At 72.9% G+C, this 14,378-nt stretch carries 11 protein-coding genes; 10 read left to right on the forward strand and 1 reads right to left on the reverse strand.

The window, feature by feature from the left end:
- Positions 1–88: 88 nt before the first annotated feature.
- Positions 89–1,075 carry a helix-turn-helix transcriptional regulator gene (locus BS72_RS21220; RefSeq protein ID WP_037912678.1) on the forward strand — a complete coding sequence of 329 codons (987 nt, stop codon included), beginning with the start codon at positions 89–91 and terminating at the stop codon, positions 1,073–1,075.
- A 29-nt stretch (positions 1,076–1,104) separates the two neighbouring features.
- On the opposite strand, the gene BS72_RS32580 is transcribed toward BS72_RS21220, so the two are convergent.
- Positions 1,105–1,485 (reverse strand): RloB family protein, encoded by a 381-nt coding sequence (locus tag BS72_RS32580; protein WP_051951367.1) that lies wholly within the window; start codon positions 1,483–1,485, stop codon positions 1,105–1,107.
- A gap of 213 nt (positions 1,486–1,698) precedes the next feature.
- Between BS72_RS32580 and BS72_RS21230 the strand changes: the two genes are divergently transcribed.
- The 9 genes from BS72_RS21230 (at position 1,699) to BS72_RS21270 (ending at position 14,335) form a co-directional block, all read left to right on the forward strand.
- The gene (locus BS72_RS21230; RefSeq protein ID WP_037912681.1) at positions 1,699–2,091 is read left to right on the forward strand and encodes a hypothetical protein; all 393 of its coding nucleotides are present in this window, start codon (positions 1,699–1,701) and stop codon (positions 2,089–2,091) included.
- A gap of 141 nt (positions 2,092–2,232) precedes the next feature.
- Positions 2,233–3,252: a phosphate ABC transporter permease subunit PstC gene (gene pstC / locus BS72_RS21235; protein ID WP_051951370.1), complete on the forward strand. Its 1,020-nt coding sequence runs from the start codon at positions 2,233–2,235 to the stop codon at positions 3,250–3,252.
- Between the two features lie 302 nt (positions 3,253–3,554).
- A complete protein-coding gene (gene pstA / locus BS72_RS21240) occupies positions 3,555–5,006 on the forward strand; it encodes a phosphate ABC transporter permease PstA (protein WP_078901524.1) in 1,452 nt (483 codons plus the stop codon).
- Positions 5,003–6,736 (forward strand): phosphate ABC transporter substrate-binding protein PstS, encoded by a 1,734-nt coding sequence (locus BS72_RS21245; RefSeq protein ID WP_051951371.1) that lies wholly within the window; start codon positions 5,003–5,005, stop codon positions 6,734–6,736. Before pstA ends, BS72_RS21245 begins: the two co-directional genes overlap by 4 nt.
- Positions 6,730–9,222 (forward strand): hypothetical protein, encoded by a 2,493-nt coding sequence (locus BS72_RS21250; protein ID WP_037912683.1) that lies wholly within the window; start codon positions 6,730–6,732, stop codon positions 9,220–9,222. Before BS72_RS21245 ends, BS72_RS21250 begins: the two co-directional genes overlap by 7 nt.
- 253 nt (positions 9,223–9,475) lie before the next feature.
- Positions 9,476–10,567, forward strand: a complete 1,092-nt coding sequence (locus BS72_RS21255) for a type 2 periplasmic-binding domain-containing protein (protein WP_157856296.1) — start codon at positions 9,476–9,478, stop codon at positions 10,565–10,567.
- 289 nt (positions 10,568–10,856) lie between these two features.
- Entirely contained in the window at positions 10,857–12,329 is a 1,473-nt protein-coding gene (locus BS72_RS21260; RefSeq protein WP_107498844.1) for a hypothetical protein, read from the forward strand.
- A gap of 163 nt (positions 12,330–12,492) precedes the next feature.
- A complete protein-coding gene (locus BS72_RS21265) occupies positions 12,493–13,416 on the forward strand; it encodes a sortase (RefSeq protein WP_051951373.1) in 924 nt (307 codons plus the stop codon).
- A 52-nt stretch (positions 13,417–13,468) separates the two neighbouring features.
- Positions 13,469–14,335 carry a phosphate ABC transporter ATP-binding protein gene (locus BS72_RS21270; RefSeq protein WP_037912690.1) on the forward strand — a complete coding sequence of 289 codons (867 nt, stop codon included), beginning with the start codon at positions 13,469–13,471 and terminating at the stop codon, positions 14,333–14,335.
- Positions 14,336–14,378: the final 43 nt, after the last annotated feature.

The following is a 14,378-nucleotide window of genomic DNA, read 5'->3' on the forward strand; positions in this document are numbered from 1 at the left end:
TGGGCCCGTGATGATCCCCGAGCGGCACCACCCACGCTAGAGGTCATTGCGGCCACTTTTCGTCCGCAATGACAGGAGGATGGACGGTATGGCGAACACCAGCTCGCGCACGCTCCAGCTGCTCTCCCTGCTGCAGAACCACCGGTACTGGCCCGGTGCCGAGCTGACCGCGCGGCTCGGGGTGTCGGCGCGCACGGTGCGGCGGGATGTGGACCGGCTGCGGGAGCTGGGCTATCCGGTGGAGGCGCGGCGCGGGGTGGACGGCGGCTACCAGCTGGCCGCAGGGGCGGCCCTGCCCCCGCTGGTGATCGACGACGAGGAGGCCGTCGCGCTGGCGGTGGGTCTCCAGGCCGCCGCGCAGAGCGCGGTGGAGGGCATCGCCGAGTCGTCGGTGCGGGTGCTGGCCAAGGTGGTGCATGTGATGCCGGGCAGGTTGCGGCGCCGGGTGGAGGCGCTGCGGGAGGTGACCGAGGCGGCCGGCTCCGGGGGGCCGGCGGTGCGCCCCGGCGTGGACCCCGTCGTCCTCACGGAGACCGCGCTGGCCTGCCGGGACGCCGAGCGGCTGGTCTTCGCCTACACGGCGGCCGACGGACGGGCCAGCAGCCGGCGGGTCGAGCCGCACCGGCTGGTCCGGCTCGGGCGCCGCTGGTACCTGGTCGCCTACGACCTGGACCGGCAGGACTGGCGCAGTTTCCGGCTCGACCGGCTCGTCTCGCCCCGGGCGGAGGGCGGCAGGTTCCGGCCGCGCGAACTGCCCGCGGCCGACGCCGCCGCGTTCGTCCGGGCCGGCCTGGACGCGCTGCCCCGCCCGCACCGGGTGGAGGCGCTGGTGGACGCCCCGGCGGCGGTCGTACGGGAGCGGATCGGCATGTGGAGCACGGTGGAGGAGGTGGCCGTGGACCGGTGCCGGGTGTGGATGACGGCCGATTCCCTGGACTGGCCCGCGATGGCGCTGGGCATCGTGGGCGCGGACTTCGAGGTCGTCTGCCCGCCCGCCCTGCGCACCGTCCTCGCCGACCTGGCCGGCCGCTTCACCCGGGCCGCGAGGGCCGACGAGGACCGGCCCACGGGGTAAGTGCCCCGCCGGCCCGGCCCAGGTGCCCGTCAGCCCGGTCCGGGGTCCCGTCCGGGCCCGCGCCCGCGGTCGAGCCCCTGGTCGCGCCCGCGGTCGAGGTCGCGGACCAGCCCGCTGGCCAGCACGCAGATCGTGCTGTGCGGGTTGGGCGGCGCATGGACGGGTTCAGCGGGACCGCACCGCTCGGCGCGGCGGACGGCGTGCTGGTAGTCCGCGTACGGAAAGCTGCGAGGCAGGTTCTTCCCGGTGAAACCGTGGCGGCTCTTCAACCGGTCGAGCAGCGACCGGGCGTCGCTCCACCGCGCCCAGTCCTCGTAGTGCCACAGCAGCCAGATCTCGAAGCACGGTGAGCTGATCGCGACGCCGATCCCCAGCGCGCGTGCCCGGTCGCAGGCGGCTTCGAGGCGCATGGATGCCCCGTTTGGGGGAACGTTGGACCACCCGTATCTCACGCTCCGTGAACGAGGGGCAACCATCGCGTGAAGCATGGTCCGGGTGGCGTCCGGCGCAAGACCAAGTCAACGTTCCGCAAATACATTGCCGGTGCCGCACGGGCGCCGCCCGCGCGGCTTTCGCGCGGTGTGCGCGCCCGCGCACCGCGCCGGACTGGGGCGGGGTGGGACATGGCCCGGGAGGCCGGGGGCATCGTTGTCGGGAGTTCCGGCACGCGATGCCACATCGACATCGACGAGGACGGCTGGTACGCCTGGCGGTTGACGGCCAACAACGGCCGGGTGATCGCCCTGGGGGTGGGCACGTACCGCGAGGACACGCAGTGCCGTGCCGCTTTCGAGGCGCTCTGCTCGGACGCGGGGAAGCTGGTCGGCGGGGTCCAGCACGCCGCGGAGGCCAACGGGTGGGTCTGGCGCGCCCGGGACGCCGGGGGACGGACGCGGGCGGTGTCGGCGCGCGCCTACGAGCGCCACTCCACCTGCCAGGCCGCCTACGACCGGTTCCGGATGCTGCTGGGTGTGCTGGCCGAAACCGGAATCATCCCGTGGGGTGACACCGCCTGATCACTCGTGTGCGTCCAGTGAAGGAATTCGACGTTCCGATTACGACAACCGCACGCAGATGAACGGAAGTTGCCTCTACGGGTGCTGTCGTTCACACAAGCGTGCGGGACCGGCCACCGGTTGACGTGAGCGTGTCGTGCCGTGACGACACCGACTCCGGCGGGGTCGGCCGAGGCGGCGCGGGCCGCCGACCGGCCCCGCCGCCTGCACTCCGACTCCGGCCTGCCCGACCGGCTCTTCCGCGGCACGGCCCGTGCCGGCGGCGGCCTCGTCCTCGCGGTGATGCTGCTCGTCGGCGGCTTCCTGCTCTACCAGGCGTGGCAGGCCCTGCGCCGGGCCGGCTTCTCCTTCCTCACCACCGCCCAATGGGACCCGGACGCCGGCCACTTCGGCATCGCCGCCGTCCTCACCGGCACCATCCTGATCGCCCTCGTCGCCGTGGTCTTCGCGGTGCCGCTGGCGACCGGAACCGCGCTGTACATCTCCGAGTACGCGCCGCAGCGGCTGCGCCGCACCCTGGTCAGCGTGATCGACCTGATGGCCGCGGTGCCGTCGGTGGTCTACGGCCTGTGGGGGCTCTTCTTCCTCCAGGGCAAGGTGATCGGGCTGGCCCGCTGGCTGTCGACGTACTTCGGCTGGTTCCCGCCGTTCAAGGTCGACGGCGCCGACCCGCACGACCCGCTCGCCACCGCGACGGTCTACACCGCGTCCACGTTCGTGGCGGGCATGGTGGTGGCGATGATGGTCACCCCGATCATCTGCTCCATCATGCGGGAGGTCTTCTCGCAGGCCCCGGTCGGCGAGCGGGAGGGCGCGTTCGCCCTCGGCGCCACCCGGTGGGGGATGGTCCGGGCCGTGGTGCTGCCCTTCGGCGCCGGCGGCATGATCGGCGGCACCATGCTCGGCCTCGGCCGGGCGCTGGGCGAGACCATCGGCGTCTACCTGGTGATCTCCCCGGTCTTCGCCGTCCAGTGGCACGTCCTGCAGAGCGGCACCAGTTCGGTGTCCTCCCTCATCGCCCTGCGCTACGGCGAGGCCAGTTCGTTCGGCATGTCCGCGCTCATGGCGGCGGGCCTCGCCCTGTTCCTGATGACGCTGGTGGTCAACTTCGCCGCGTCCTCGATCGTCGCCCGCAGCCGCTCCGGCGCCACCGCCGAGTAGCCCGGCAGGCCCGCACAGCCGGGGCCTGAGCAAGGAGACCACTTCGTATGACCACCGACGCGACGGGCGCCCCGCCACCCCACCACGCTCGGCCAGACCACACCGCCCCGCCGGTCCCGCAGGCCCCGGCCGGCCCGGCCGCCTTCGCCGAGGCCGAGACGGTGGTCCTCGACCCCGTGGGCCCCGCCGGTCCCGCAGGCCCTGCCGGTTTCGCCGTTCCTGCCGGTTTCGCCGGGCCGGGGGGAGCCGGCGGCGCGGACCACGCGGGCAAGCGGTCCGGCTCCCGTCCGACAACGATTCCGGTGCCTCGGCCCGACGCGGCGGAGCGGCGCCGCACCACCTCCACCGTCCGGCAGACGGACGTGTTCGCGGTGTTCGGCGCCGCGCTCGCCTCGCTCTCCCTGACCTGGCTGTTCTTCACCCGTCTCGCGCCCTTCAGCGGCACGCTCGGCTTCGTCGTCTTCGCCTACCTGCTCTTCCTCGCGATCTACGCGCTGCTCGTCTCGTACGACGAGGAGGGGCCGGCGGTCCGCGACCGGCTGGCGTCGGTGGTGGTGCACACGCTGGCGGTGCTGCTGCTGGTGGCGCTGGTCTTCGTGCTCGTCTACACGCTCTGGTCCGGCCGCAAGGCCCTGCCGCACCTGAACTTCTTCACCCAGGACATGCAGAAGGCCGGCCCGCTGGACCCGCTGAGCGTCGGCGGCATCCGGCACGCCGTGCTCGGCACGCTGATCCAGATCTCCATCGCCCTGGTGCTCACCGTGCCGGCCGGCCTGCTCTGCGCGGTCTTCCTCAACGAGGTGCCGGGCCGCTACGCGCGCTTCGTGCGGACGGTGGTCGAGGCGATGACGGCGCTGCCGTCGGTGGTGGCCGGCCTGTTCATCTACGCCACCGCGATCCTCGTGCTGGGGATGCCCAAGTCCGGGCTGGCGGCGGCGCTCGCGCTGTCGGTGATGATGCTGCCGATCATCATCCGCGCCTCGGACGTGGTGATCCGGCTGGTGCCCGGCACGCTGCGGGAGGCGTCGTACGCGCTGGGCTCTCCGCGCTGGCGGACGGTGTGGCACGTGGTGCTGCCCACCGCCCGGTCCGGGCTGACCACCGCGGTGATCCTCGGCACCGCCCGCGGCGTGGGCGAGACCTCCCCGGTGCTGCTGACCGCGGGCTTCACCGCCGTCACCAACACCGACCCGACGCACAACCCGATGGTCTCGCTGCCGCTGGCCACGTTCGAGTTCGTGCAGTCCCCGCAGCCGGCGATGATCGCCCGCGGCTTCGGTACGGCCTCGGTGCTCGTCGTGCTGGTGCTGGTGCTCTTCGTGGTGGCCCGGGTGATCGGCGGCCGCGGCCCGGGCGCGCTGACCCGGCGCGGCACCCACCGCCGGGTGGTGGCCTCCCGCCGCGACCAGCAGCGCTTCGCCGAGCGGGCGGCGCTGCGGTCGGCCCTCGACGGGGGCCGCCCCGACGGCCCGTGGCGGCCGGCTCCAGCCGGTGCCGCCGGTGCCGCCGGTTCGCCCCCGTGGCCCGCTCCGGCCACCTCCGACCCCACCCGTCCGCTCCCGGCCGACCCCGGCGCCGTACCCGGCACCCGCGCCGAGACCGCGCCCGACCCCGTACCCGACCCCGACACCGCCGCAGCGCCCGGCACCCCGGCCGACGACACCGGCCCGGCCCCCGAGAGCAGCCCCCGTACCACCACCAGCCAGGACTCGGAGCCCGGCGAGGGCCCCGCACAGGGAGTTGACGGAAAGTGAGAAGGATACGAGCAGCGGCAGCCACGGTCGCGCTGCTGATCAGCTCGCTGCTGATCGTCGGGCAGGGGCCGGTCGCCAACGCGACCACCTATGCCCGGATCAGCGGCGCGGGCTCCACCTGGAGCCAGAACGCCCTGGACCAGTGGCGCCGCAACGTGACGCAGTACGGCATGACCGTCGACTACCAGGGGACCGGCTCCTCCGACGGGCGCCAGCAGTTCAAGAACGGCACGGTCGACTTCGCCGTCTCCGAGATCCCCTACGGCATGACCGAGTTCGGGGTGCGTGAACCTCCGCCCACCCGCGGCTACGCCTACATGCCGATCGTGGCCGGCGGTACCGCCTTCATGTACAACCTCAAGATCGGCGGCAAGCGGGTCACCAACCTGCGGCTCAACGGCGACACGGTCTCCAAGATCTTCACCGGGAAGATCACCAACTGGTCGGACAAGCAGATCGCGGCCGACAACCCCGGCCTCACGCTGCCCAACCGCAAGATCATCCCCGTGGTCCGCTCCGACGGCTCCGGCTCCACCGCCCAGTTCACGCTGTGGATGTCCAAGCAGCACGGCGACGTCTGGAACGACTACTGCCGGCGCGTCAACAAGCCGGTGCCCTGCGGCCTGACCTCGTACTACCCCGTGGTGCCCGGCTCCGGGTTCATCTCCCAGTCCGGCTCGCTCGGCGTGTCCGGCTACACCCGGCAGAACTACGCCGAGGGCGCCATCACCTACGTCGAGTACTCGTACGCGCTGACCACCGGCTTCCCGGTGGCCAAGATCGAGAACGCGGACGGCTACTACACCGAGCCCACGGCCTCCAACGTCGCGGTGGCGCTGACCAAGGCGACGATCAACACCAACAAGAGCTCCTCGCAGTACCTCACGCAGATCCTCGACAACGTCTACACGTACAAGGACCCGCGCACGTACCCGCTGTCGAGCTACAGCTACATGATCCTGCCCACCACGCTCGCCGCCCCGCTCAACGCGGACAAGGGCCGCACGCTGGGCGCGTTCGGGTACTACTTCCTGTGCGAGGGGCAGCAACAGGCCGGGAAGCTGGGCTACTCACCGCTGCCGATCAACCTGGTGCAGGCCGGGTTCGACCAGCTCAAGCGGGTCCCCGGCGTGCAGACGCAGTCGATCAACGTCGCGGGCTGCGACAACCCCACCTTCTCCTCCGACGGCACCAACACGCTCGCCAAGAAGGCCCCTTACCCGGCGTCGTGTGACAAGGCCGGCACCACGCAGTGCTCGTCGGGCACCGGCGGCGCGGCCAAGACGTCCACAACCGTCAAGGCCTCGGCAGGGGGCAACCACTCCTCCGGCACCACCTCGACGACCGCCGGCAGCACCACCTCGGGCAGCCCGTCCGCCGGTACGGCGTCCGCCGGAGGCACCTCCGGGTCCGGCGGCACCACCGCCACCACGGGCGGCGCCTCGGGCGCCTCCGGCAGCTCCACCACCTCGGTGGACCCCGACACCGGCCAGGCGATCGGCACCGCCACCGGCGGCGGTGACGGCGGCAGCCAGGACATCGCGGCCTCCACCGTGTCGGTCGGCTCCGACTCGTTCTGGGGCCTGCGCACCTGGCTGATGGTGCTGTCCTCCCTGGTGCTGCTCGGCGTGGTGCTCGCCCCGCCGACGATCTCCCGCCGGCTGGCGGCGAGAAGCGCCGCCCGTTCCGCCTCGGCCGTCGACGACCGCAGGGGAGGCCCGCGATGGTGATCCGCAACCCCGGCCGCGCGGCGGGGACGGCCCGCGCCCGCGCCGGCAACCTCGTGGCGGCGCTGCTCGCCGCCCTCGGCCTGGTCCTGCTGCCGCTGCCCGCCGGGGTGAGCAGCGCGCGAGCCGACTCGGGGACCACTACGGAGACCGGCTCCGCGGTCACCAAGTCGGGCACCAAGGGCACCTACGACGACTTCTCCGGCCTCAAGGTCACCGTCGAGCAGACCGAACACCTGCGCGGCCAGGGCGTCAAGGTCACCTGGACCGGGGGAGCGCCGACCATCCCGGCCGGCACCACACCGCTGCTGGGCAACTTCCTCCAGATCATGCAGTGCTGGGGGAACTCGCCGGACGGGCCCGACCCCGACCAGTGCGAGTTCGGGGAGAACCCCGCCTACAGCGTCACCCAGACGTCGACGCGGACGGTGGGCGGCGGCTTCCCGGACCCGCTGGAGCCCACCGAGCGGACCATCCCCTTCCGCCCGGTGCGGGGCGACACGGTGACCGACCCCACCACGTACTTCACCCCCCTCACCACCAACGAGATGGACTACGCGCCCACCGGGGCGGACGGCGCCGGAGCGGACGTCTTCGACGTGGAGTCCGCCGTCGACGCCGACTACATGGGCTGCGGGAGCGTGGCCAAGTCCGGGGACACCCCCGAGCCGTGCTGGCTGGTTGTGGTGCCGCGCGGCACCCATGAGCCCGACGGGACCGTGCCGAGCCTGGGCCTGCGCAGCTCGGCGCTGTCGGCGAGCAACTGGGCGCAGCGGATCGTCTTCCGGCTCGGCTTCGACCCGATCGGCTCCTACTGCCCGATCGGGCAGAAGGAGGTGGAGACCATCGGCTCGGAGATGGCCTCCGAGGCGCTGACCGCGTGGCAGCCCACGCTGTGCACCGAGGACAAGATCACCTTCGGCTACGAGCAGCAGAGCGAGGACTTCGCCCGTACGCAGGTGACCGCGCCGACCGACGGCTCGCCCATGATGGCGTTCGTGGAGTCCCCGGTCACCCCGGCCGAGGGCGGGTCACCCATCGTGCACGCGCCCCTGGCGCTCTCCGGCCTGGTGATCGCCTACAACATCGAGACGCCGGACTCGACCCGCCAGATTCCCCGGCTGCGGCTGAACGCACGGCTGCTGGCCAAGATGCTGACCACCTCCTACCAGTACGACCTGCCGGGTCCGACCAGCCAGTTCGCCCGGGGGGACCTGAACCCGAAGAACCCCACGAGCCTCATCACGGACCCGGAGTTCCTCGCCCTGAACCCCGGTTTCACCCACACGGTGCGGCAGTACGAGGACATCGCGGTGCCGCAGACCAGCGCCGACTACATCGCGACCCTCTGGCGCTGGCTGCGCTCGGACCCGGACGCGCGCAACTTCCTCGCGGGCAAGCCCGACCCCTGGGGCATGACCATCAACCCGAGCGCGCTCAAGGAGCTGACGCCGGCGACGAACACCACGATCAACTCGTTCCCGCGCACCGATCCCACGAAGTGGGTCCCCGTGGCGGAAGCCCCCAACTTCTCCATCGACTCCGTGGGGACGAACCCCTACACGAACGGGCTGCACGACTCCGCGGTGCGGGTGGCCACGCACGCGCAGCCCGGATACACGGGCGTCCTCGGGCAGACGACCACCGGCTACACCTTCACGACCAACGGGTACAACGGCCCGGGTGACGCCTTCAACCTGGGCGTCACCGACGCGGCGACCGCCGCCCGCTACCGGCTGGGCACGGCTGAACTGCTCAACTCCGACGGGCAGTTCGTCGCCCCGACGGTCAACTCGCTGACCACCGCGGCGAACGCGATGAAGCAGGGGAGCACCCCCGGGGTGCTCGACCAGAACCCGGGTCTGAAGACGTCGGGGGCCTACCCGCTCACCACGATCACCTACGGCGCCGCCCCCACCGGCCTCGACGCGACCACCAGGGCCGACTACGCCAAGCTGATCCGCTACGCGGTCGGCGACGGCCAGCAGACCGGAGTGGGCCCCGGCCTGCTGCCGCCGGGCTACGCACCGCTCACCACCTCCCTGCGCGAGCAGGCCCTCGCCGCCGCGACCGCGCTGGTCAAGGGGGTGTCGCCCAGCCAGGCCGCGGGCGACTCCGACAGCGGGGGGTCCGGCGGCCCGGACGCGGCCGGCGGCTTCGACTCGTCCGCCGCCTCGGGCGGCACCGGCGGAGCCGTGGCGCCGAGCGCCTCCGTCCAGCCGACCGCCACCGCCACCGCGACCGCATCGCCGACCGCGTCGGCCGCGGCGGGCGGCGGCGGGAGCGGGGGGTCCGGAACCGGCAACGCCGCCTCGTCCCAGGGCACGACCTCCGGGGTCCTGCTCGGCGCGGTCCGCTGGGTGCTGCTCACCGTGCTGGCCGTGGGCCTGGCCGGTTCGGTCGGCGGTCCGCTGCTGATCAGGGCCGGGATGATCGGCGCGGGCCGGCCCGCCGCCGGGGCGCGGCCATGGGGGCGGAGCACGGGATGACATCCGGCCGGGCAGTGGACACGACTGCCGCCGCGGGGACCTACGCGCCCCGTGGAGGGAAATTCGAGGGTATTCCCCGAAGATTTCCGTTCACTTTTCCGGGGCTACTTTTTTGGTTGCCCGATGGAAATCCGAACGGCAAGATATTCACTGCCCGGCCGAAAGCCGGGAATTGCGGGGGAGGGTGCTGGAAATCCCCCCGTGCACGTCACACGAGTAATTCCATCCGCATGACACGGAGGAAACAGTGAACGTGAGAATCGCCAAGCGTGCGGCCGTCGCCGCGGGTGTCGCGGTGCTGAGCCTCGGCCTGGCCCTTCCCGTCGCGCAGGCCGACCCGACGACCGACTCGATCACCGGCAGCTCCTACCGCGAGCTGGTCGGCGTGGGTTCGGACACCACCCAGGACGTGCTGAACGGTCTCGGCAACGCGATCGGTGACCCGGACTTCAGCCCGGCGTCGCTGCTGATCGCGTCCTACGACGCGGTGGACCCGTCGACCGGCGCGGTGCACGGTTCCATCACCACCCGGGACGGCGGCCCCGCCGTGCAGCGCCCCAACGGCTCGGCCGAGGGCGTCAACGCGCTGGCCGCCGACATCCAGTCCGGCGCCGGCAACTTCGACTTCGCCCGCTCCTCCAGCGCCCCGGACGCCACCGGCACCACCGGCACCTGGATTCCGTTCGCCCTGGACGCGGTGACCGTGGCCGTCTCCGGCTCCAGCACCCTGCCGACCAACTTCACCAAGACCCAGCTGCAGCGCGCGTACAACTGCGAGGACCCGACGACGGGCACCGCCCTGGCCGCCGGCCAGTTCCCGGTGATCAACGGCGTGACCGTCCACCCGCTGGTGCCGCAGGCCGGCTCCGGCACCCGCAAGTTCTGGGCGTCCACCCTCGGCTTCAACGCCAACACCCTGCCCAGCTGCGTCAGCGACGTGGACAAGGACGGCGTGGCGGTCGAGGAGCACGACGGCAGCGCCCTCAAGCGGACCGTCGCCGCCAACGGCGCCGAGGACATCGCCCCGTTCTCGATCGCCCAGTGGATCGCGCAGTCCAACAGCTCCACCACCGGTGTGCGGGACCGCCGGCACGGCGCCGTTCTGCGCTCCGTCGACAGCAAGCTCCCGGTCGTCAACGGCGAGCTCAACACGGCGTTCGGGATCACCCGTGACGTCTACAACGTCGTGGCCACCAGCCGGCTGGCGGACGCGGACATCGCGTACGCCTTCGTCGGCACCGGCTCCCAGGTGTGCCTGAACTCCGCGGTCATCGAGGAGTACGGCTTCGGCAGCCTGGGCAGCGCCTGCGGCAGCACCACCACCAAGGGCGCGCTGAGCCTGTAACCACCGTCCGGCGGGGGCCGGCCCGCCCACCGCGCCACCAGGCGCGGGCCGGCCTCCGCCAGACAACCCGTCAGCGCCGTCCAGGCTCCCCGCACGAGCACCACCCGAGCATCACCCAAGTACCTGCCGAGCACCACCCGAGCACCACCTGAGCACCACCTCGGCACCACCGGCCGGGCACCTCACCAGGTGCCCGGCTGCGGGCGTCGTCCCGCCGGCCCGGCCGTGCGGCGGCCCGCCCACCCGTACATCCCGCACCACCGACCGGCCCCGGAGGGGACGAAGCGACATGACGAAACGAGTACACGCCGTGACCAACGGCGTTATGGCACTGTTCCTGGCGTCCGGGGGGCTCGTCCTCACCGCGTCCGGCACCGCACACGCGGACATCACCGGCACGGCGACCCTGACGCCCACCTCCGGCGCCACCACCGACAAGCCCGCCTTCACCGAGCTGACCCTCTCGGCGGGCTGCCCCACCGGGTACCAGACCGGAGCGCGGGTCGACGTCGTCCTCCCGAGCGGCGCGCTGGGCACGCTCCTCATCACCAACATCGGCGCTCCCTACGGCAGCGGACCGGTCACCATCGACTTCCCCAGCACGGCGCCGACGGGGAGCGCCTACATACCGGTCTCCACGGTGGTGACGAGCCAGCACCTCGCCGACGGCACGTATCCGCTGTCCGTGGAGTGCGGGATCACGAGCCCCACGACGGACCAGGCCCTTCGCACGTACACCAACCTGAACCTGGAGGTCGCCGGGGCGTCCTGGACGGTCAAGGAGGTGGCGCCGCCCACGGAGACGACTCTCGCCCTGACCGAGTCCCCCAAGGGCCACGGCGTCGTCGACCAGGACATCACCCTGACCGCGGCCGTCACGCCGGCCGACGCGGCCGGCACGGTGACCTTCACCCAGACGGGTACCGCGCTGGTCCTGGGATCGGCGGCGGTCAGCAACGGCAGCGCGTCAGCCACGATGACGCCCGTCGCCAACCCGACGCTGAGAGGCATCACCGCGGTCTTCGTGCCCGACGACGCGACGAAGTACGCGCAGAGCACCGCGACCGACACCTACCCGATCGTCGCGAGCCCCGCGATCACCGTGCTCGACGACACGGGCAACAACCTCCAGGACACGCCGACGCTCAAGGGCGGCCAGAAGCTCGCGATCACCGCCGAGGGCTTCCAGCCGAACACCGCCGACGCCACGGCGGGTGAGGACGTCGACATCGCCCTCGACGGTACGGCGGCGACGCCGGCGTCGGCCTCCGCCACGGTCGACGGCACGGTGGACAACCTCGCGTACACGGTGCCCTCCGACATCGCCGACGGCACCCACCGGCTGTCCCTCACCGGCAAGACCAGCGGCGTCGAGATCGACTTCCCCTTCATCACGGGCAGTTCCACCAGCGCGGACGACGGCGGTACGTCGGGGGACTCCTCCGGCAGCACGGCCGGGGACTCGGGTGACAGCTCGGGTACGACGGCCGGGGACTCGGGTGACAGCTCGGGCGCGACGGCCGGGGACTCGGGCGACAGCTCGGGCGCGACGGCCGGGGCCGTGGACGACAGCTCCGCCGGCTCCACCGGCACCGCCGATTCCGGCTCCGGCAGCTCCGGGGTGCTCGCGGCCACCGGTGCCGCCGGGGTCCTCCCGCTGGGCGGGCTCGGCCTCGTGCTCATCGCGGTCGGCGGGTACGCCGTCTACCGGGTGCGCCGTGACGGCCGGATGCTGACGTTCGGGTCGACGCCGCGCGACTGACCGGCCGGCGGCGCGGGCGGGGGCCGTCCCCGCCCGCGCCCGGGGACGCCGTCCCGCCACCGGGGGACGCCGTCCCGCCACCTTGGGGCCGTCGCGACGAGTACGCCGCCCCACCTGAAACCGTTCGACACCGTCGTTTCGACGCCGTTGGAAGGGGCCCTCCGTGGCCGTCATCTCACCGCCCCAGCCCGACGCCGGCCCGCAGCCGCAGCCGTCGCCGGCCGGGCAGCGGCCCCGCCGGAGCGGGCCCGACCCGCGGTTCGCGGTCCCCGGCGCCGCCCTGACCGTGCTCGCCGCCCTCCTGCTCTGCTTCGCCGCCAACCTCACCGTGGTCGGGCACATCGAGCACGCCCGCGCCCAGCAGACCGGGTACGACACGCTGCGCAAGGAACTCGCCCTCGGCACCGCGCCGGTGGGCCCGCTGGACCAGAACGGCAAGCGGGTCGCCGACGGGGCTCCGGTGGCGGTGCTGCACATCCCCGGGATCAGCCTGCGCGAGGTCGTCTTCCAGGGCACCACCTCGGGCGACCTGACGCGCGGCCCGGGCCACCTGCGCAACACCCCGCTGCCCGGCCAGCCCGGCACCAGCACCCTGCTGGGCCGGCAGTGGGGCTACGGCAGCCCGTTCCTGCACATCGCCCGGCTGCGCCCCGGCGACCCGATCACCGTGACCACCGGTCAGGGCGAGCAGCACTACCGGGTTATCGGGGTGCGGCTGCCCGGCGACCCCGCACCGGCCCCGCTGGCCGCCGGGCAGGGCCGGCTGACCCTGGTCACCGCGACGGGCGGCCCCTACACCCCGCACGGCGTGGTGCGGGTGGACGCCGAACTGCTCGGCACCGCGCAGCCCGCGCCGGCCGTCGGCGGCACCCTCTCGGCGGCCGAACTCCCGCTGGCCGGCGACCCGTCGGCGTGGCTGCCGGTGCTGCTGTGGCTCCAGGCGCTGCTGCTGGCCACCGTCGCCGTCTGCTGGAGCTTCCGCCGCTGGGGGCGCTGGCAGACCTGGACCGCGGGCCTGCCCGTGCTCGTCGCGCTGGTGCTGGCGCTGTCCGGCTCGGTCACCGAACTCCTGCCCAACCTCCTGTGAACCGGCCCCGCTGGCCCGAACCGACCCCGTCCACCGCCCCGGAGGCCACCCGATGCCGACCACCGACCAGACCATGCAGCTGCCGCCCGTGCCCACCGGGCCGACCCCCTTCGCCGGCACCCCGGGCAAGGCCGCCGAGGCCCGCCCCGCGACGCTGGACGCCCGCGACGTGTCCGCCTGGTTCGGCGACCACAAGGTCCTCGACCGGGTCTCGCTGACCATGCCCGCACAGCGGGTCACCGCCCTCATCGGCCCGTCCGGCTGCGGCAAGTCGACGTTCCTGCGCATCCTCAACCGGATGCACGAACTCGTCGGCACCGCCTCACTGGCCGGCCAGGTGCTGCTGGACGGCGCCGACATCTACGACCGCGGCCGCCGCATCACCCACGCCCGCCGCGAGATCGGGATGGTCTTCCAGAAGCCCAACCCGTTCCCGGCGATGTCGATCTACGACAACGTGCTGGCCGGACTGAAGATGAACGGAGTCAAGGCCGCCCGCAACGACCGCGACGACCTGGTGGAGGAGTGCCTGACCAAGGCCGGGCTGTGGCGCGAGGTCGCCGACCGGCTGCGGCAGCCCGGCGGCGCGCTCTCCGGCGGCCAGCAGCAGCGGCTGTGCATCGCCCGCTCGCTGGCCGTACGGCCCCGGGTGCTGCTCATGGACGAGCCCTGCTCGGCTCTCGACCCGACCTCGACCCGCCGGATCGAGCAGACCATCGGTGAACTGTCGCACGAGGTCACCATCGTCATCGTCACCCACAACATGCAGCAGGCCGCCCGCGTCTCGCACCAGTGCGCGTTCTTCCTCGCCGAGCACGGCACGCCCGGCGCCATCGTCGAACACGGCCCCACCGAAGCGATGTTCGGCAGCCCCCAGGACACCCGTACCGCCGACTACGTGGGCGGCCGCTTCGGCTGAGCCCCTGTCCGGCCGGACCCGCCGGACCCGCCGGGACGTGTGG

This window comes from Actinacidiphila yeochonensis CN732 (assembly GCF_000745345.1).
Classification (GTDB): domain Bacteria; phylum Actinomycetota; class Actinomycetes; order Streptomycetales; family Streptomycetaceae; genus Actinacidiphila; species Actinacidiphila yeochonensis.

What these genes read in the sequence shown, in the direction of transcription:
- BS72_RS21220 (WP_037912678.1), top strand. Translation starts at nt 89, where the DNA reads ATGGCGAACACCAGCTCGCGCACGCTCCAGCTGCTCTCCCTGCTGCAG.
- BS72_RS32580 (WP_051951367.1), bottom strand. Translation starts at nt 1,485, where the DNA reads ATGCGCCTCGAAGCCGCCTGCGACCGGGCACGCGCGCTGGGGATCGGC.
- BS72_RS21230 (WP_037912681.1), top strand. Translation starts at nt 1,699, where the DNA reads ATGGCCCGGGAGGCCGGGGGCATCGTTGTCGGGAGTTCCGGCACGCGA.
- BS72_RS21250 (WP_037912683.1), top strand. Translation starts at nt 6,730, where the DNA reads ATGGTGATCCGCAACCCCGGCCGCGCGGCGGGGACGGCCCGCGCCCGC.
- BS72_RS21260 (WP_107498844.1), top strand. Translation starts at nt 10,857, where the DNA reads ATGACGAAACGAGTACACGCCGTGACCAACGGCGTTATGGCACTGTTC.
- BS72_RS21270 (WP_037912690.1), top strand. Translation starts at nt 13,469, where the DNA reads ATGCCGACCACCGACCAGACCATGCAGCTGCCGCCCGTGCCCACCGGG.